Consider the following 18,564-nt stretch of genomic DNA (forward strand, 5'->3'; position numbering starts at 1 on the left):
CCTTGGATGCGTTTATGCTGACACATTTAACTCTTATCAATTTTGCTTTGGCCGATCACCTTGCCTTGGATATTGAACACGGATTTAACGTTCTGACCGGGGAAACAGGGGCTGGAAAATCATTGCTTTTAGATGCCTTATCAGCAAGTTTGGGCGAGCGTACCGACACCAATTACGTGCGCTATGGGGCAGAAAAAGCCGATATCACCGCAACTTTCAGTTATCGCGAACACAGCGCAGAGGCCGAATGGCTCAAAGAGCATGAACTCGATGATGACTCCGGTGAAATTCATTTGCGTCGCGTCATTTTCGCCACTGGCCGGAGCAAAGCTTGGATTAACGGCCGCCCGAGCAGCTTGTCTGAACTACGTGAGTTGGGGCGCTTGCTGGTACAACTGTATAGTCAGCATAGTCAGCAACAATTACTTGAACCGCCCTATCCCAAACACTGGCTCGATCGTTACTACAACTTTTACACGCCCGCACATGCAGTAAAACAGGCCTACAATGACTGGCAAAATACTATTCGTCAGCATCAGGCGGCACTAGATGCACAGGCCACCCGCCAGCAGCGCATCGCCACACTGGAATTACAAATTGAAGAACTTGAAGACATAGTCGCAATCGACTACAAAGAGCTTGAACAAGAATTTGATCGACTGAGTCATCATGAACATATCATGCAAGATTGTGGCTATGGTCTAAATTTACTCGATGAGGCTGAGCCGAATATTACCCAAGAATTGGCCTCGTTACTGCGTCGGCTTGAGTCACATGCTGGTCGTAGTGAGCAGTTGTCTGAAATTTATAATTCATTGCTCAATGCACAAAGTGAAATCGACGATGCCACGGCCAATTTACGCCAGTTTATCGACCGCCAAAGCTTCGATCCAGAACGTATGGAAGAACTCAACAGTACCTTGGAAGTATTTCATCGTCTGGCCCGTAAATATCGCACACAGCCTGAACAGCTCAAACAGGATTATGCACAGTGGCAACTTGAGCTAGATCAATTACATCAACTTGAAGACCCTGAAACACTGGCCGAGCAAGTCGACATTGCCCATCAGGAATTCTTGGAAAAAGCTGAATATCTGGATCAGATCCGTCGTGACGCCGCACAACCGCTGGCCAAACAGCTGACCGAGCAAGTGAAACCTTTAGCCTTGCCGGAGGCACATTTCGAATTTAAGTTTGAACCGCTGGAGCAACCGTCTGCCGAGGGCTTAAGCTTCATTCAATTACTCTTTACAGCAAATAAAGGGATTCCACCCCAACCGCTTGCGCGTGTGGCATCAGGCGGCGAGTTGTCGCGCATCGCATTGGTGATGCAAGTGATGAATGCGGAGAAAACCGAAGCCGAAGTCTTGGTGTTTGATGAGATTGACGTGGGTATTAGCGGTGGCACAGCCGAAGTGGTCGGACGGCTACTGGCCGATCTGGCGCAGCATGTGCAGTTACTGTGTATCACCCATCAGGCTCAAGTGGCTGCTCAATCCGACCAACATCTGCTGGTCAAGAAACAACAAACCGACCCCGCCAGCAGCACCATCATCGAACTCGATGAACAACAACGCGTTCTTGAACTGGCCCGAATGTCTGGCGGTGTGGAAATTAATGAAACCACGTTACAGCACGCCAGACAGTTAAGACAGCTTAAATTCCAGCATGCCTAGAGATTTGGTCATAGAAATAAATCATGGAAAATGATTGGCGAAATCCATTTACTCTTGTATGTTGATAAGAAGAATCTATCTTTCAAAGCGACCGATTTAAAGGAGAAGCGTCTAGGTGACCAAACAATATTTGACACACCGTTGTCTGATTGCCCCTCCAGAAATGGCCGATGATTTTTTCGCAAATACCGTGATTTATCTGGCACGTCATGACGGTGATGGTGCTCAGGGCCTGATCATCAACCGGCCATCAGGCATTCAGGTTCGTGAGTTACTCAATGATCTGGATATCGATGCCGATCACGTACAGCCGCATGAAGTTTTGCAAGGTGGGCCATTGCGCCCGGAGGCTGGTTTCGTGTTACATACCGGTCAACCTGTATGGCACTCCTCGATTGCAGTAGGCGAAAACCTATGCATTACCACCAGTAAAGATATTTTGGACGCGATTGCACATAACGAAGGAGTTGGCCGCTATCAAATTGCGCTGGGTTATGCCAGCTGGACAAAAAACCAGCTTGAAGACGAGATCTCTCGTGGCGACTGGCTGGTCTGCGACGCCGATATGGATCTGATTTTTAACTTACCTTATGACGAACGTTGGGACGCTGCGTATAAAAAACTCGGCGTCGATCGGAACTGGTTATCATCCGAGATTGGTCATGCCTGAGATTTCTACACACAGCATGATTATGGCATTCGATTTTGGCACTCAAAAAATGGGAATTGCCATTGGTCAGGCGGCCATCGAGAGCAGCACGCCTTTGGCTCTCTTTCCCATGAAAGACGGCATTCCCAACTGGGAGCAACTGCTTAAAATCGTTCAGGAGTGGAAACCCACATTATTTTTGGTGGGCTTGCCACTGAATATGGATGATAGTGAGTCGGAGCTTTCAGCACGCGCACGTAAGTTTGCCAGACGCTTACGCCATCAAACCAATATCACCACATGGATGGTCGATGAACGTTTAACCACGCGTGAAGCACGCGATGAACTCGATCATTACCACAGTCAGGGGCGCGCCAAAGGGGTGGCGGCCGATAGTCTGGCTGCGGGACTACTGATTCAAAGCTGGTATCGCAACCCGACAGGTATCACACCTTAATACTGAGGCTCCACATTTTGAGGAGCCTTTTTCTAAGACTTACTTTTGCTGTTCAGACTCGATAATACTGACTGTCGCAGTGCGCCCAGCCACAAACGCCAGTGGATTGTGAGGCGCTTCATCAAGTACGATTTTGACCGGTACACGCTGTGCCAGACGGACCCAAGTAAAAGTCGGATTGACATTGGCCAGCAAGGTTGAACTGGTCGAACGCTCACGATCTTCAATGCCCGATGCAATCCCCTGAACATGACCTTTGATTTTTTGATCATCTCCCATCAACTGGATCACGGCTTTGTCGCCCACATGAATGTGATTGAGTTTGGTTTCTTCGAAATATCCCACCACGTAGAGCTGCTTACGGTCGACCAAGGCGGCTACTGCGTCCCCCGTCTTAACGTAATTTCCCACCTGTAAATCGAAGTTAGACAAGGTGCCATCTGCTGGTGCCACCACCTGTGAGCGATTTAGATTGAGCTGAGCCAGATTTAAATTACTTTGCGCCACATCAATCAACGATTTTTGTTCCGTAATGGTAGCTTCGGCCTGTTCAATAGATGCTTTCATCTGCGCAATCTCGGCACGTGACTGATCACGTGTGGCATAGACCTGATCTTGTTCCTGCTTGGAAATTGCACCATCGAGCAAACTTGAATAACGCGCTGCATTTTTTTCGGCTAAAGCCATATTGGCTTGAGTCTTGGCTAAATTGGCCTTTGCCGCAATCAGGTTCGCTTGTGACTGTGCCAGCCCGGCTTTGGCCTTGGCCAAATCTGATCGTGCCTGTTCAACATCGAGTTGCTGACGCGCCACATCGATTTTAAATAGCACCTGCCCTTTCTTGACGCTCTGGTTATCGTGCACCAAGACTTCAGTGACCAGTCCTGATACATCTGAAGACACCTGAACCACATCGCCACGCACTCGCCCGTCACGTGTCCATGGCGAGGCATTGTAGTAATTCCACAAATGCACAATCACAAAAACCGCGACAATCACCATGATCAGTGTGACCACGGGTCGAACGAATTTGCGTAAATCTACCTTACTCATTGTGTTGTTCCAATTTCACTTAGTAACGATGCTGTCATCGACCAAACTGCCAAAGAAAAATCCAGTGCATGCCCATCAACAGGATGATGTATAAACACAGGTTAAACACACCGGGAAATCCAATCCAGCCTGCTGCAATGAGGCGGTCGGTTCCACGCGTTACGATTTTAAAGACGATAAAGGCACAAATGGCCTGAATCAGAAAGCTCGGAAAGTACACCCCGTATGCATTAAACTCACCCATTGCTTTCCCCTTTAGACATCAGCGCGGCTGGTTTATTCTGCTGCGCATGAAAAATACTGCTGCGGATGTTGTTCATACTCACTTCAATACGCTGTTTTAAGCTGAGGTTCGGCTCATTTGCCAATACCGTTTCAATCTGTTGTATTTGTGCCAGTAATTTCTCTTGCAAAGCCTGTGGTGTTTCTAATCGTTTTTCCTGATCTTTAAAGCCACGATCGAGTAACTGTTGAAAACGAAATAACGCCCGTTTTAACTCGGTAGAACCTGTATCACCATGCAGCACCTCAGCAATACGGCTCAAATTCACCACAGCGCTGGCTTCAATCAGCGCACGATTCATCGCCTGCTTCAGCTCATCAGACTGCACCATTTTGGTATTTAAAATACCAATGCGATCAAGCATGCTGCGTAAATGAACCCGAAAGCGAACCCCATAAGGCAAATATAAAGCTTCGCGCATCGCTTTATAATGTAACGCCAAAATGCGTGTGGCACTGGTCTCGGGAGACATCGCACGAATAAACTGGATCGCTAAAATGGAAATAATCGGCCCCATCACGCCTGCCATGGCCGTGTCCATGAGCACTACCGCATTGGTTGCATAATGGTTTTGCAAATTCAAACTCATCACAAAGTTGATCAGCATCGGCAGTGCCAATCCCATCAATGCAGGCTGCGGAAACATCGACAGCAAATAAATGGCCATTGGTGCCAGTACAAAGGCCAGTTGCCAAAATTCTTTCACTTCCGGCATGATGATAAAGGCATAAAACACCGTTAACACAGCCGATAAGATCGATCCTTTAATAAATAGCTTAAGCGCAGGCACAGGATTATCGAGTGTCGATAAAATACAGGCACTCACCGCTGTGAGCTGCGCCATCATATAACCGGCATGCCAGCCGCTATAAATCCAGAGCAAAAACGAGGCTGCCGTTGCAATACCTGCTGCAATCGAGCTGCGCACAGCAATCCCGTGATCACGATGTAAACTTGGATATTGTGTCGTGAGCGCTGCAATCCGATCCGGAATGCGTTTATCGCCCCGCTGGATACGCGTCCAGAGGAGTTTGATGGTCATGACATTTTGAATAAAATGACGCACATCCATTTGAAAAGCCTGCAACATCACCCGTTGCGAAGGATGAATCAGCTCGAATAAGTGCTGAAAATCCGTTGTGAATTCGGCAGGTAAATGATCTAGCTGATCGTCTTGGATATCCTGCTGCTCACGCAAAAAGCGAACCACATGCGTATGCAGCTGCGGCAAAACCTGACGATAACGTAGATCCAGCTCATCCATTTGTGCGATACGCTCAGACATCGAGACCAGATTGGCCACAATCATGGTGATCTGGTGTAACAGCTCTTGCAACGGTTTGGTCATGCCTCGCAATTCGCCTCGTTCGTAGGCCAAATGTACAGCCAAGCCATGAATATCGGAAGTATCACGTGCTACACCTGCCAGCAATTGCGTGTACTGACTACTATGCTGTTCATCTGTCAAAATACGTTCGAATGCTTCGCGGGTATCGTCTAAAGTTTTTTGTACTCGGCGTTGCAGTTGTGTGCCCAGATGCGCTGGAAAAATTGTGGCAGAAACGACAGCACTACAAATCACCGCCACCGAAATTTCCAGAACACGGCTTAAAGCCATATCAAAAACGCTATAAGTATCAATACTGTTGATCGAGCTACAGGCCACCATGGCGGTGGTGTATCCGGCCAGCATAAATACGTAGCTTCGCGGTGTACGATCGAGCAGGGAAATATACAAACACAGTGCAATCCAGAGCGACAACACGAAGGTAAACAGAATCGGCATATCGATCATATGCGGTGTGAGAAAGATCGCGACCGCACCACCAGCGACCGTACCCAATAAACGATACAGCGCTTTAGACGACACCATACCCGCATAAGGCTGTGCAATGATAATGACGGTGCCCGCGGCCCACATCGGATAAGTCAAATCCAGTGAAAAGGCAATATAGAGCGCGAGCATCATGGCGATAAAGGTTTTGACGGCAAAAATCAAATCCATTCGACTGGGCCGAAACGCCAAGATCTGTTTCCAAAGCATGAATATATCTCTACATCAGACACAGCGGTGCTCAACAACCCCACCACATGGCCTAGATCGAAAACGATAACGATGACTACAAATGTTTTACTATTGTTCTGACGAATCAAAATAATATTCAACATTTTTTAAAGGCGGTTGACCGCCTAATCTGGAGCAGGAAGATCCAGACCTTTAGATTCTTTCAGGGAAGAAGAAAGAGAAGAAAAACGCAAAAACCGACAATCAGAAATTTCTTGATTCGATATTTTGGTTCAAATATTGTTTCAAAAAAAACATAATACGTCAACAAAATATCTTATTATGATAATTAATATATTTTTATTGCACTTTTTTAGTTCAATTTTGGATAATTTAATCCTCTCAGTGAAATATCGCTGCAAGATGATAGGCAATTTGTTATAAAGAATCTTCGGTTCGTTTCCTCAGTATGATTTAGTGAAGTAGTTCATCATGGCGCTTTCAAGTTTTGGTAAGATATTGACAGTTCTCGACTTATTTTCGGTTCATCGTCCCGTCATTAATGTCGATACGATTTGTGATGAGCTGGGCTTGTCAAAACCGACGGGTTATCGCTATTTAAAGGAGTTGGTGTCGAGCGAAATTTTACAGCGCATCAGTGGCACTTCAGGTGACTATACGCTGGGCCCTAAAATTGCGGTCATGGATTACATTTCTCGTACCACCGACCCAATTGTACAAATCAGCAGCCCATTTATGCGCGAAATTGCCGAACGAACCGAACTGTGCTGCTTACTGACCCACCTGAACCGTGATTATTGTATCGATGTCCATCACGAAGTGTTTCGAAACGCCGACTTATTGTCTTATGGTCGTGGCTGTCCACGCCCGGTCTATATGGGGTCTTCACCTAAAGTCATTATGGCGCAGCTCAGTAAACGCCAGATTCAAGATTACTATCAGCGTTTTTCTAGCCAGTTGGCCGATGTCGATTTTGCCCATGACGAAGAAGGCTTCTTACAGCGTATGAAAAAAATCAAAAAAGATGGCTATTATATTTCTCACGGCGAGCTCAATCCGTTGGTAACCGGGCTTTCAGTTCCGATCAAATTTGCCAACAGCAAAGAATCACCCATGGCACTGACCTTGGTGGCCTCCAAAAATCGCTTTGAATTTATCAATATCGAAAAACTGATTGAGATTTTGCAAACTAACGCCGTTCAAATTGAGCAGAAATTTTTGGCTTTGTCTCAAATTGAACACCCCTAAGCGACTGTCATCATCTACAGTGATCTAACCCTTTAAAGCAGAAACTGGCGAAAAGTCAGGTTGATTCGTGGCTGTATAACTTTTTGTGATTTCATGAGCGCATGTTGCCAGTGCTGCTGGGTTTGCCCCCGCATCACGATCAATTGCCCCGATTGCAAATGCAACTCGACTTTTTCCTTGCTCTGCATATGCCGGAAACAAAATTTCCGTGTTGCACCAAAACTCAGTGATGCAATGGTGGTTTCTTTGGCCAGCGACATATCGCCATCACTGTGCCATGCCATTCCCTGTGTGCCTTCTTCATAACGATTGGCCAAGCACGAATTAAAGCGCTCTGACAGCAACTGCTCAAGGCGATGCTTGAGTTTTAGGAGTTCAGGGTCCCAAGTCAATGCATCTCGAATCACGCCGGAGTAGCTGTAGCGATAGTGTCGATCGCCATACCACGCCACCTGTCTTGCGGTCACAAAGTGCTTTCCATACAGCTTGGCTTCATCATGACGCCAGTGTAAGTGCTGTAACAAATACTGAAAATAAGCGTCGGCTTCATCAGGGCTAAAAATACACCCGTAGTCTTGTACATCACCATCGTAAGGCAATATATTCTGCCGCGGCTCAGGAGCGAATAAATCCAAGGTCATATGTCATCTCACCATTGCAAGCTCTGTAGATAGCAATGCTAATTTACGTGATGTGTGCCAGTGGTACTCCCCGACAACGCCCGACGCGCGAATCACCCGATGGCAGGGAATCAGATAAGCAATTGGATTTTTAGCAATTGCACTGGCCACGGCCCGAACGGCCGAAGGTTGTCCCATATGTTCAGCCACTTGCTGATAGCTGTAAAGTTGCCCTGCTGGAATCTTCAGGAGCGCTTCCCATACTTTCAGCTGAAAAGGCGTACCACGTAAACGCAGCGGAATTTTCTGAGATAGGCTCACGCTTAAATCACCACATATCCACTGTGCGATTTGTTTGTGCCAGTGGCGCGAATGGGCTTGAAAACGCGCGTATGGATATTGCTGTGCCAAGGTTGTGAGTGGACACGCTGATTGCTCATTAAGTACAAACTGGACAGAACAGACACCACGCGCACTACTGGCAATAAAAATATCGCCAAAGGGCGTTGCCTCATAAGAGTAATCAATCTCGATGTTATGACCTAGTTGCTTAAACTCTCCTGGAGATACACCTTCAAGATGCACAAATAAATCATGCAGGCGACCAGTACCGGATAATCCAGTCTCTAGGGCAGTTTCGAGCACCGAATGCTGTTGTAAGAGCAAGGCTTTGGCATGTTGCACACTGATGTACTGAATAAATTTTTTGGGGCTAATGCCAACCCATGCCTGAAACTGGCGCTGAAAATAACTGCTACTCCAGCCAACCTGAGCGGCAGCTTCTTCAAGGCTGGGCTGTTGTGATGCATGGCTATATAAATACGCAATCACCTCGGCAATCACCGTAAACTGCGCTGTCGATAAAGTTTTCATCGCACTCTTCTCCTGCTCTTGAAGTACTTTATCCCAGCTTGGTGCAAGCAATCGACCCGATTCTTGCACTTGGCCATAAAAAAACCTTTCACGAAGAAAGGTCTTTAATTTAAGGCTGTTTCAGATACGGCCATGCGGCACGCAGATAAATAAACATCGACCATAGAGTCAGGATAACCGCGGTATAAAGCAAGGCATACGCCAGTAAATCTAGTGGCTTCCAGTTGAGCAGAAATACACTGATCGCAATCATTTGAAACGCTGTTTTATATTTCCCTACCGTCGACACTGCAACATTGGTTCTAGCGCCTAGCTCGGCCATCCATTCACGTAGCGCCGATACGGTAATCTCTCTGGAAATGATGACAATCGCTGCAAAGGCCATAGAAATGGTAGGTTGCCATTGCACCAGAACAATCAGCGCCGATGCCACCATGAGCTTGTCTGCCACCGGATCCAGAAAACGACCAAACGCCGAAGTCTGATTCAGCGCGCGCGCCAAATAGCCGTCGAACCAGTCGGTCACTGCAGCCAAAATAAAAATCGCGGTCAGCACGATATGCCGTAAAAAACTCCCCTCATGAAAATTCACCCCAATGGCTGGTGGCCAATAGGCCAACATCAAAAATACCGGGATTAGGGCGATTCGAGCAAGTGTTAAAATATTTGGGATATTCAGGATTCGACCTGTTGTCATAGACACCGCCTGTGAGGCCCCTCATTAGATCATGCCAATATGGCAAATTAAGGTTTCATGCATGTTTAACTACCGCCAACTTTATACGAAATGTGTCACAGTGTCGACTACGCAAAGACAGTAACGGTCTGTCTAGATATCGCAATTAACCGGTTTTGTGCATCCCACAAGTGCGCATATTCGGTGGCATAACCAAACGCGGCGTGCTGCGTCACCACTTTATATTTAAACCAGTCATGTAAAGCATATTCAATCGGGCGAACAAAACTTAAGTGCCAAGTCAGCGAGCTGGCCGGTGCAATTTGCTGAAACATCGGCAATACCCCTGGTGGCCAGATATCCATTAAAATCAATAAGTCGGCCACATTAAATGCACGTTCAGCATGTAGCTCAGGATCAAATCGGCACCATCCACCAAAATCGGGCAGTTTATTGCTAATCGGATAATGCCCTTCGGCCCAGCGTAAATCAAACTGCTGATAGCATTCGGGCATTAAGGGCACGTAAGGCATTCGTGAGAGTTGCGCTGGCAACAAATAATCGGGAGCTTCTGGTAACTGATGCACCACAATTTCAGACGAACGCGGCTCGCCAAAACTTGCCAGCAAAATACTTTGAACCGCACCTGCCTGCCACAGTCGTACTTCAATGGTCGTGACCGACTTTCCCTTACGCAAGATCTCGGCAGTTAACTGTGCCGCACCCTCCTTCACTGGCCCGACGAAGGTTACACTGCAACTTAAAACTTGTTGATGTGGATTGGCAACCACATCCAGTGCATTTTGCATTAATAGACCGGCAACCAGTCCACCGTAGACGGTACGTCCCTGCGACCAGCCCGATGAAATCTGAATATCCTTGCGGTGATTCACTTGTGGTGATGCATCGTTTAGCAACATAAGTTCACTCTTGTTTTTTCTTCGCTGCTATTGTGACCGATTTTAAACAAACTAAAATGGGAGATGACCCAAGAGTCACTGATGCTTTTGGTCAATTTACTCGTGCAAAATCTTATAAATGGTACGGGCCATAGATGGACCCAGCCCCGGAACCAAGGTGAGTTCTTTTTCAGAGGCCTTGAGTACACCCTGAATGCCGCCAAAATGCGTGAGCAAATCACGACGGCGCTTCGGCCCTAAGCCCGGAATGGCTTCAAGTACCGACGATGCGCGTCGCTTATCACGTTTGGCGCGATGGCGCGTAATCGCAAAGCGGTGCGCTTCATCACGCACCTGCTGAATCAAATGCAGTGCTTTATGGTCTTCTGGAAGTTGAATTTTGCTGCCATCGGTAAAATGCAGGGTTTCCAGACCAGGTTTACGCCCCTCGCCTTTTGAAACGCCAATCATAAAAGCATCTAGCCCCAACTGCTGCATCACTTCCATGGCCATATGTAACTGTCCCTTCCCCCCATCAATCAGCAATAAATCGGGCAACAAATTCTTTTTATAGCGCCGCGTGAGCGCCTGACGCATGGCCGCATAGTCATCACCAGCAGTAATATCTTCAATGGAAAACTGACGATAATCGCGTTTACGTGCACCGCCTTGATCGAAGACCACACATGAGGCAATCGTCGCTTCGCCCATGGTATGGCTAATATCAAAACATTCAATCCGATCGATCGGACGCCCAACCACCTGTTCAAGCTGATAAAAACGCTCATTTAGCTCTAAATGATTACTGAGCTGGCCTTTAATGGCATGCTGCACATTCATCACAGCCAGTTCTTGCCATTCAGCTCGGGTTTCACGCACCTTGTGCTTGATCTGGATTTTCTTACCAAATTCGGTCTGAAATGCCTGCTCCAGCTCTTTTTTATCCGGCAACTCCATATTCACAATTAATTCTACCGGAATTTCATCGGCCACCTGAAAGTAAAAGTTGGCCATAAAATCACTGAGCATTTGCCCCAGATCATCACTGAGCATATCCGGAAAATAACTTTTTCCACCAAGCATGCGTCCATTGCGGACGTGCATGATTTGCACACAGGTCACGCCAGCCTGAAAGGCAATCGCCAATATATCGGCCTCACCTTTAATTTTAAACACCGCCTGCTGTGCCTGTACTTCACGCAGCAACCCCAGTCGATCGCGATAAAATACTGCCTTTTCAAACGCCAGTTGCTCGGCTGCCTCCTCCATTTTGGCAATCAGCTCCTGATTCAGCTCTTTGGTATCGCCTTGTAAAAACCGAATCGAGTTTTCGACATCTTGTTTATAGTCTTCAGGTGAAATCAGCCCCACACACGGTGCCGAACATCGCTTGATCTGATACTGCAAACACGGCCGTTTACGCTGTGCAAAATAGCTATTTTCGCACTGACGTACATTAAATAGTTTTTGTAACACCAGTAATGTATCGCGGGCACTATAGGCACTCGGGTAAGGCCCAAAAAACTTGCCGATTTGATGTTTGCCTTTGCCACGACCACTGGCAATCCGCGGATACGGTTTGTCGCTCGAAACAAAAATGTACACATAGGATTTATCGTCGCGCAGCATGATATTGTAAGGCGGACGATGCTGTTTAATCAGGTTTTGTTCAAGCAGAAGCGCTTCGGTTTCCGAACGCGTGACCAAAGTCTCGATATCATAAATACGCGCCACCAATGCCTGCGTTTTGGGGTGCTCAATGGTTTTGACAAAATAGCTGGAGACACGGTTTTTCAGATTTTTAGCTTTACCCACGTAAAGCAGTTCGCCGTCTTTACCCAACATGCGATACACCCCAGGCAATTGGGTCATGTTGGCGAGCAGTTTTTCAATATGTGGACGCGCGTTTGAATTCACAATCATGGTCTTAGCTAAAGGTCAGACTGTTAATGTGACGGTTCCATACGCTGTTTTCAAGCCATCACTGTAAATCAGATCATAACGCGTGCTTAAACTGATCTAAGACTCAAGACGGTAATACGTGTATTTCAAATCTTTTTCTTTATATACCGCATAGTTTTTTTGACGGAAATCTGAAATCCAGCCATTGCCCGTATAACCGGCAATGTGACCATAAACATGATCGCCTGTACGCTGAATGATATAAATATCGCCCGGTTGCGGGTGACCAAAAGCCGGTTTAATCTTTTTATAGCCGTTTTTTTCTAAAGTATGCCCCCAATCCGATGCAGCGACAGGATGTTTGGATACATCGGCACCTGCCGTTTGCAAGGCAATGCGGATATTGCGTGCACATTTTTTCTTGCTATGGCGCGCGGAAATACTTTCAAGCTTATGGGAAAATTTATGTAAATCGATATCGCGGCTGACATGCTTTTTATGATGCCCTGCGCTATGCGTACTATGGCTTTTACGATGTGCGGTACTCGAATGGCTACTTTGCGTTTTATGTGCTGCATGATGCGACGCAGATTTTTTATGCGTCGTCTGCGGGCGAGCGTGATGATGTACATGCGCACTTTTTTTTTCAGCCACCTGCACATGGTGAACATGGACTGCGTGATGAACATGAGCCATTGTAAAAACCTACTTCGAAGAACCACTTTTTCAAAACGGTGCCATTGTAGAACCAAACTTTATGAATTGAACTTTAATAGTTGTAACAATTTCTTGAGCCCGCGACGCGGTTCACACAACAGCCTTGAAGTGTGTACTTCAATAAAAAAACGCCCCGCAGGGCGTTTGGTTTTATCTCTTAAAACACATAAGGGCGTACGAAAATCAGGAAGAAAATACCCAGCATCAGTGCCCATTTCAGCACATAGTACAATTTGCGGTTTTTGGCTTTGAGTGCCTTGGCCTTGATTCGGATCTGATAAACATAACCAAAGGCTTTATTGAGGCCACCCGTTTTATCACCCGTTTCGTTCGGTGAGCTGGCTGCGGTCATCACGTTTTTACCGAACCAGTGGTTAAATTTTTCCATGAGACGGGTTTTGAGTGGGCGCTCTACATCGGCAAAGAAAATAATCCGGTTTTGGTCTGTGGTATTTTCAGCATAATGAATATAGGTTTCATCAAACACCACGCTCTCACCATCACGCCATGAATAACGCTGTCCATCGACATCGATAAAGCAACGATCATCATTGGGCGTGATCAAACCTAAATGGTAGCGTAATGAGCCAGCATAGGGATCACGATGGCGTACCAGACGGCTGTTTGGCGCCAGTTCAGTAAACATGGCCGCTTTAATCGTCGGTAAGGTTTTGAGTAGCGCCGTGGTTTTTGGGCACAGTTCTGCCGCCGATGGATGCGCAGAGTCATACCATTTTAAATAAAAACGCTTCCAGCCTGTTTTAAAAAATGAGTTAAAGCCTAAATCATTGTAGGTACTCGATGCTTTGATGCCACCTTGCTGATATAAGGCCTGTGCTTCATCGCGAATCATTTCCCAGTTTTCATCCAGCACTTTTAAATCTTTAAAATGTTGGGTATCGATATACGGCTGGTTGGGCACTTTTGAAAATAAGTACATCAAGAAATTAATCGGGGCAAGCAAAGTCGAATGGTCGAAAAACTGACGATAAAACGAATGTCGTACTTTACCGCGATGCTGGATATACAACGCTGATATCACAAAAATCGCCAATATGATCCACTTAATCATGAAGACCCACTCAAAAAAGATTGCGTGTATTTTAACAACTTATGTTTTGATCATCTACCCAATGTATCCTGCTCTAAATGAATGATCTTATAAAGGTAAAATCCAGCATAAAAAAAGACCTTCAAAATGGCGAATTGACTTTATTGACAGTCTTATTACAAAAACACAACTTTTAAATTTGAGTGAAGACTAGGCTTAATGTACAAAATCACTTATAAAAAAATAGATAAATCATAGTGATAAAATTATTCAACACGAATATGTATGGGTTTTTAAGTATATTCACCCAAATGACCCGTGAAAAATAGGTGACCCTTGCGTCACGACTAGATACAACTTGTTAGATTCTTTTTCGATATAGTTATCGTAAGATTGACGAGGTATTTTAACTGTATAACGCAATATACACGTCACAACATCAACGTATAAATCCTCCAGAATAAAGGAGATCAGGCATGATCCACGCTGGCAATGCCATTACCGTCCAAATGCTTCAGGACGGAATTGCAGAATTCCGCTTTGACTTACAAGGTGAGTCAGTCAACAAGTTTAACCGTGCAACCCTAGACGATTTTAAAGCTGCCATCGAAGCAGTTAAAAACCATTCTGAAGTAAAAGGTTTGATCGTCACCAGCGGCAAATCGACCTTTATTGTGGGTGCCGACATTACCGAATTTGGCGATAACTTTGCACAGGGCGAAAGCGCGATTGTGGAGTGGGCTTTACCTGTTCATGAGATTTTTAACAGCTTTGAAGATCTAGACATCCCTAAAGTCGCTGCCATTAATGGCATGGCATTAGGTGGTGGCTTTGAAATGTGCTTGGTGTGCGATTACCGTGTGATGTCTGAAAGCGCACAGGTCGGCTTACCAGAAATCAAACTGGGAATTTTCCCGGGCTTTGGTGGTACCGTGCGTTTGAGCCGTTTGATCGGGATTGACAATGCCGTCGAATGGATTGCGATGGCCGCACCGAAAAAACCGGCTGCTGCTTTAAAAGATGGTGCCGTCGATGCCGTGGTCGCTGCCGACAAATTACAAGATGCTGCAATTGATCTGGTGAAACAAGCCCTCGCTGGACGTCTGGACTGGAAAGCCAAGCGTCAGGAAAAAATCGATCCAGTTAAACTGGCACCGCTTGAACAAATGATGGCGTTTAATACTGCGAAAGGTGCCGTTTTGGCCAAAGCCAATCCAGCGCAATACCCTGCACCTAAACTCATGATTGATTCATTGCAGGCCGGTGCAAGCCTCAGCCGTAACGATGCGCTGAAGGTTGAAGCAGAAGGCTTTGCCAAAGCTGCGGTCACTGCGCAAGCTGAAGCACTGATTGGTTTGTTCCTCAACGACCAAATCATCAAGAAAGTATCGAAAAAACACGAAAAAGGCGCGCACCCTGTTAATCAAGCTGCTGTATTGGGCGCCGGGATTATGGGCGGCGGGATTGCCTATCAAGCTGCAAGCAAAGGCACGCCAATTATCATGAAAGATATTGGGAACCCTCAGCTCGCGCTTGGAATGTCAGAAGCCAACAACCTGTTAACCAAACAAGTTGAACGTAAAAAAATGAAGCCGGCTCAAATGGGTGAAACACTGGCGCGAATTCGTCCAAGCTTGAGCTACGACGAGTTTAAAGACGTCGATATCGTGATTGAAGCGGTGACCGAAAATCCAAAGATCAAGGAAGCGGTACTGGCCGACACCGAAGCCAAAGTCCGTGATAACACCATTCTTGCCTCAAATACCTCGACCATTTCGATTACACGTTTGGCCAAAGCGTTAAAGCGTCCGGAAAATTTTGTCGGTATGCACTTTTTCAATCCGGTGCACATGATGCCACTGGTCGAAGTCATCCGGGGTGAACAAACCTCCGATGAAGCGGTTGCAACGACCGTTGTTCTGGCACAAAAAATGGGCAAAACCCCAATCGTGGTGAATGACTGTCCGGGTTTCTTGGTCAACCGTGTGTTGTTCCCGTACTTTGGTGCATTTGATTTGTTACTTAAAGACGGTGCAGATTTCCAGCAAATCGACAAAGTTATGGAAAAATTTGGCTGGCCAATGGGCCCTGCTTACCTGATGGATGTGGTGGGGATCGATACGGGTGTGCACGGCGCCGAAGTAATGGCAGAAGGCTTCCCTGATCGTATGAAACCAGACTTTAAAGGTTCAATCCAGACCATGTACGAAGCCAAACGTCTGGGCCAGAAAAATGATGTCGGCTTTTATAAGTATGAACTCGACAAAAAAGGCAAAAAAGCCAAAACGGTTGACCCAAGCGCCTATGAAGTGATTGCATCGGTTGTGACAGGTGAAAAACACGAGTTTGATCCGCAAGAAATCATTGACCGCATGATGCTGGCACTGTGTAACGAAACGGTTCGTTGCCTTGAAGACAACATCGTCGCCACTCCTGCTGAAGCGGATATGGCCATGATTATGGGCATTGGCTTCCCGCCGTTCCGTGGTGGCCCATGCCGCTATATCGATCAGACTGGCGTGCCAGAATACGTTGCGCTTTGCAACAAATATGCACATCTCGGCAAAGCGTACGAAGCACCGCAAATGCTGCGCGATATGGCTGAAAACAACAAGAAATTTTACGGTTAAGGGAGCAACGTGAATGACTACTTTAAATCCACGTGACGTTGTGATTGTTGATGGTGTTCGTTCTGCCATGGGCAAATCTAAAAACGGGATGTTCCGAAATGTACGTGCCGACAGCCTATCTGCAGAATTGGTACGTGCGCTGATTGCACGTAACCAATTTGATGTCAATGAAGTAGAAGACTTGATCTGGGGCTGTGTGAACCAGACACTCGAACAAGGGATGAACATTGCCCGTAATATTGGTCTATTGGCTGATTTACCTAAAACGGTTGCAGGGCAAACCGTCAACCGTTTGTGCGGTTCATCGATGCAGGCAATTCATACTGCGGCGGCGCAAATTGCCACCAACCAAGGTGATATCTTTATCATTGGGGGTGTCGAGCACATGGGCCACGTCGGTATGATGCATGGTATCGATCTTAACCCAGAAGCCTCGAAGCACTATGCCAAAGCATCCAACATGATGGGCTTAACTGCAGAAATGCTCGGACGCATGAACGGTATTACCCGTGAAGAGCAAGATGCGTTTGGTGTAGAGTCACATCGCCGTGCTTGGGCTGCGACCCAAGAAGGTCGTTTTAAACATGAAATTGTGGGTGTTGAAGGCCACGATGCCAATGGCTTTAAAATCCTTTGCGACATCGATGAAGTGATTCGTCCAGATGCCAACTTAGAAGCATTTAAGGCGTTGCGTCCTGTATTCGATCCGAAAGGCGGCACCGTAACAGCAGCCACATCATCTGCATTGTCTGATGGTGCCTCTGCGATGCTCTTGATGTCGGCAGAACGTGCGCAAGCCCTCGGCTTAAAACCGCGTGCCGTGATTCGCTCAATGGCGGTTGCTGGCTGTGACGCAGCAATCATGGGTTATGGCCCTGTGCCAGCCACTCAAAAAGCACTCAAACGTGCGGGCTTGAGCATGGCAGATATTCAGACCATCGAATTGAACGAAGCTTTTGCTGCTCAAGGTCTATCAGTCATGAAAGGTTTGGGTGTGTATGAAAAGCAAGACATCATCAACTTAAACGGTGGTGCGATTGCACTGGGCCATCCTTTAGGCTGCTCGGGTGCGCGTATTACCACTACCCTACTGAATGTGATGGAACAACAAGACACGCAAATTGGTCTTGCCACCATGTGTATCGGTTTGGGCCAAGGCATCGCGACCATTATCGAACGTGTTTAATATGACTTTCAAATAAAAGAAAAACCCCGCAAATTGCGGGGTTTTTTATGCCCGTAGCATATCATGTAAGCGTTTGACCAATGCTGGAAACGTGGTGTAACCATCTTCTGCCAGAAAATGTCCCGCGTGTGCAATTTGTTCATATGGTATATTCAGCTCCAGCGCCAAGCGAATACTCCACTCTGGAGGGACATAAGCATCATGATCCGACAAATACATATAGGCGCCAGCCCTGAGTTGAAGAGTCTGCGGAATCTGTTGACTCTGCGCAATATAATCATCTAGTTCTGGTAATGCGGGTAAAGCTTCTCGAAAGCCAGAAACCAGCAACATTCCTCCCAAATATTGTATTTGGTGCCGATGAAAAAAATGCAACAGACTGATAACCCCCAAACTATGCGCGACAAAGAATGTAGTGTCATCAATTTTGGGGATGTGATGGTCAAGCGTGCCTTGCCATGCCTTTACATCTGGATAAGCTGAATCTGGAAAGTGAATTAAGGTGACTTGTGTCTGATCACCATTTAACTGATTTTTAATATCTTGAAACCAATGATCCTCTGGTGAGGCAGAGTAACCATGAAGTACATATACATGTTGCATGAACTGCTCCCTCAC

General features: G+C 46.5%; 17 protein-coding genes. 6 read left to right on the plus strand and 11 right to left on the minus strand.

Translation table 11 applies throughout. The features are described from left to right. Positions 1-14 precede the first annotated feature (14 nt). The 3 genes from recN (at position 15) to ruvX (ending at position 2,782) form a co-directional block, all read left to right on the plus strand. Entirely contained in the window at positions 15-1,676 is a 1,662-nt protein-coding gene (gene recN, locus Aso01_RS14060; protein WP_004932448.1) for a DNA repair protein RecN, read from the plus strand. Positions 1,677-1,791: 115 nt separating this feature from the next. Beyond that, positions 1,792-2,346: a YqgE/AlgH family protein gene (locus Aso01_RS14065; protein WP_004932445.1), complete on the plus strand. Its 555-nt coding sequence runs from the start codon at positions 1,792-1,794 to the stop codon at positions 2,344-2,346. After that, complete coding sequence (ruvX, locus tag Aso01_RS14070; RefSeq protein ID WP_004932443.1) at positions 2,339-2,782, plus strand: Holliday junction resolvase RuvX; 444 nt, start codon at positions 2,339-2,341, stop codon at positions 2,780-2,782. The genes Aso01_RS14065 and ruvX overlap by 8 nt, the downstream gene beginning before the upstream one ends. Before the next feature lie 39 nt (positions 2,783-2,821). Here ruvX and Aso01_RS14075 read toward each other — a convergent pair whose 3' ends face one another. Genes Aso01_RS14075 through Aso01_RS14085 form a run of 3 tightly spaced genes read right to left on the minus strand, consistent with a single transcriptional unit; the run spans position 2,822 to position 6,162 of the window. Beyond that, positions 2,822-3,835 carry an HlyD family secretion protein gene (locus tag Aso01_RS14075; protein WP_004932440.1) on the minus strand — a complete coding sequence of 338 codons (1,014 nt, stop codon included), beginning with the start codon at positions 3,833-3,835 and terminating at the stop codon, positions 2,822-2,824. 34 nt (positions 3,836-3,869) lie between these two features. Continuing rightward, complete coding sequence (locus Aso01_RS14080; RefSeq protein WP_004932438.1) at positions 3,870-4,079, minus strand: DUF1656 domain-containing protein; 210 nt, start codon at positions 4,077-4,079, stop codon at positions 3,870-3,872. Continuing rightward, on the minus strand, positions 4,072-6,162 hold the full coding sequence (locus Aso01_RS14085; protein ID WP_004932436.1) for an FUSC family protein: 2,091 nt from the start codon (positions 6,160-6,162) through the stop codon (positions 4,072-4,074). Before Aso01_RS14085 ends, Aso01_RS14080 begins: the two co-directional genes overlap by 8 nt. 453 nt (positions 6,163-6,615) lie before the next feature. Here Aso01_RS14085 and Aso01_RS14090 point away from each other — a divergent pair, with 453 nt between their 5' ends. Then, positions 6,616-7,392 (plus strand): IclR family transcriptional regulator, encoded by a 777-nt coding sequence (locus Aso01_RS14090; RefSeq protein WP_004932434.1) that lies wholly within the window; start codon positions 6,616-6,618, stop codon positions 7,390-7,392. 32 nt (positions 7,393-7,424) lie between these two features. Here the strand turns inward: Aso01_RS14090 and Aso01_RS14095 are convergent, their stop codons facing one another. The 7 genes from Aso01_RS14095 to lpxO form a co-directional block, all read right to left on the minus strand. Then, entirely contained in the window at positions 7,425-8,033 is a 609-nt protein-coding gene (locus tag Aso01_RS14095; protein WP_004932431.1) for an alpha-ketoglutarate-dependent dioxygenase AlkB family protein, read from the minus strand. Positions 8,034-8,036: 3 nt separating this feature from the next. Further along, on the minus strand, positions 8,037-8,885 hold the full coding sequence (locus tag Aso01_RS14100; RefSeq protein WP_004932429.1) for a bifunctional transcriptional activator/DNA repair enzyme AdaA: 849 nt from the start codon (positions 8,883-8,885) through the stop codon (positions 8,037-8,039). Positions 8,886-8,994: 109 nt separating this feature from the next. Then, positions 8,995-9,582, minus strand: a complete 588-nt coding sequence (pgsA, locus tag Aso01_RS14105; RefSeq protein ID WP_004932427.1) for a CDP-diacylglycerol--glycerol-3-phosphate 3-phosphatidyltransferase — start codon at positions 9,580-9,582, stop codon at positions 8,995-8,997. 107 nt (positions 9,583-9,689) lie between these two features. Beyond that, positions 9,690-10,481, minus strand: coding sequence for a thioesterase family protein (locus tag Aso01_RS14110; protein WP_004932425.1), 792 nt, complete (start codon positions 10,479-10,481; stop codon positions 9,690-9,692). A 96-nt stretch (positions 10,482-10,577) separates the two neighbouring features. Further along, on the minus strand, positions 10,578-12,377 hold the full coding sequence (gene uvrC, locus Aso01_RS14115) for an excinuclease ABC subunit UvrC (RefSeq protein WP_034435207.1): 1,800 nt from the start codon (positions 12,375-12,377) through the stop codon (positions 10,578-10,580). Between the two features lie 102 nt (positions 12,378-12,479). Continuing rightward, positions 12,480-13,058 carry a CHAP domain-containing protein gene (locus tag Aso01_RS14120; protein WP_004932419.1) on the minus strand — a complete coding sequence of 193 codons (579 nt, stop codon included), beginning with the start codon at positions 13,056-13,058 and terminating at the stop codon, positions 12,480-12,482. Between the two features lie 178 nt (positions 13,059-13,236). Further along, the gene (gene lpxO, locus Aso01_RS14125; protein WP_004932417.1) at positions 13,237-14,151 is read right to left on the minus strand and encodes a lipid A hydroxylase LpxO; all 915 of its coding nucleotides are present in this window, start codon (positions 14,149-14,151) and stop codon (positions 13,237-13,239) included. A 455-nt stretch (positions 14,152-14,606) separates the two neighbouring features. Between lpxO and fadB the strand changes: the two genes are divergently transcribed. Together fadB and fadA are read left to right on the plus strand one after the other, a co-directional pair. Then, entirely contained in the window at positions 14,607-16,760 is a 2,154-nt protein-coding gene (fadB, locus tag Aso01_RS14130; protein ID WP_004932415.1) for a fatty acid oxidation complex subunit alpha FadB, read from the plus strand. Between the two features lie 13 nt (positions 16,761-16,773). Beyond that, positions 16,774-17,946, plus strand: a complete 1,173-nt coding sequence (gene fadA / locus Aso01_RS14135) for an acetyl-CoA C-acyltransferase FadA (RefSeq protein ID WP_004932414.1) — start codon at positions 16,774-16,776, stop codon at positions 17,944-17,946. A 45-nt stretch (positions 17,947-17,991) separates the two neighbouring features. On the opposite strand, the gene Aso01_RS14140 is transcribed toward fadA, so the two are convergent. Continuing rightward, positions 17,992-18,549, minus strand: a complete 558-nt coding sequence (locus Aso01_RS14140) for an RBBP9/YdeN family alpha/beta hydrolase (protein WP_004932412.1) — start codon at positions 18,547-18,549, stop codon at positions 17,992-17,994. Positions 18,550-18,564: the final 15 nt, after the last annotated feature.

The organism is Acinetobacter soli, from assembly GCF_000760595.1.
In the GTDB taxonomy this organism is placed as follows: domain Bacteria; phylum Pseudomonadota; class Gammaproteobacteria; order Pseudomonadales; family Moraxellaceae; genus Acinetobacter; species Acinetobacter soli.

Excerpts from the sequence above, each read along its gene's own strand:
- recN (WP_004932448.1), top strand. The coding sequence starts at position 15 with ATGCTGACACATTTAACTCTTATCAATTTTGCTTTGGCCGATCACCTT.
- ruvX (WP_004932443.1), top strand. The coding sequence starts at position 2,339 with ATGCCTGAGATTTCTACACACAGCATGATTATGGCATTCGATTTTGGC.
- Aso01_RS14075 (WP_004932440.1), bottom strand. The coding sequence starts at position 3,835 with ATGAGTAAGGTAGATTTACGCAAATTCGTTCGACCCGTGGTCACACTG.
- Aso01_RS14080 (WP_004932438.1), bottom strand. The coding sequence starts at position 4,079 with ATGGGTGAGTTTAATGCATACGGGGTGTACTTTCCGAGCTTTCTGATT.
- Aso01_RS14085 (WP_004932436.1), bottom strand. The coding sequence starts at position 6,162 with ATGCTTTGGAAACAGATCTTGGCGTTTCGGCCCAGTCGAATGGATTTG.
- Aso01_RS14090 (WP_004932434.1), top strand. The coding sequence starts at position 6,616 with ATGGCGCTTTCAAGTTTTGGTAAGATATTGACAGTTCTCGACTTATTT.
- Aso01_RS14095 (WP_004932431.1), bottom strand. The coding sequence starts at position 8,033 with ATGACCTTGGATTTATTCGCTCCTGAGCCGCGGCAGAATATATTGCCT.
- Aso01_RS14100 (WP_004932429.1), bottom strand. The coding sequence starts at position 8,885 with ATGAAAACTTTATCGACAGCGCAGTTTACGGTGATTGCCGAGGTGATT.
- pgsA (WP_004932427.1), bottom strand. The coding sequence starts at position 9,582 with ATGACAACAGGTCGAATCCTGAATATCCCAAATATTTTAACACTTGCT.
- Aso01_RS14110 (WP_004932425.1), bottom strand. The coding sequence starts at position 10,481 with ATGTTGCTAAACGATGCATCACCACAAGTGAATCACCGCAAGGATATT.
- Aso01_RS14120 (WP_004932419.1), bottom strand. The coding sequence starts at position 13,058 with ATGGCTCATGTTCATCACGCAGTCCATGTTCACCATGTGCAGGTGGCT.
- lpxO (WP_004932417.1), bottom strand. The coding sequence starts at position 14,151 with ATGATTAAGTGGATCATATTGGCGATTTTTGTGATATCAGCGTTGTAT.
- fadB (WP_004932415.1), top strand. The coding sequence starts at position 14,607 with ATGATCCACGCTGGCAATGCCATTACCGTCCAAATGCTTCAGGACGGA.
- fadA (WP_004932414.1), top strand. The coding sequence starts at position 16,774 with ATGACTACTTTAAATCCACGTGACGTTGTGATTGTTGATGGTGTTCGT.
- Aso01_RS14140 (WP_004932412.1), bottom strand. The coding sequence starts at position 18,549 with ATGCAACATGTATATGTACTTCATGGTTACTCTGCCTCACCAGAGGAT.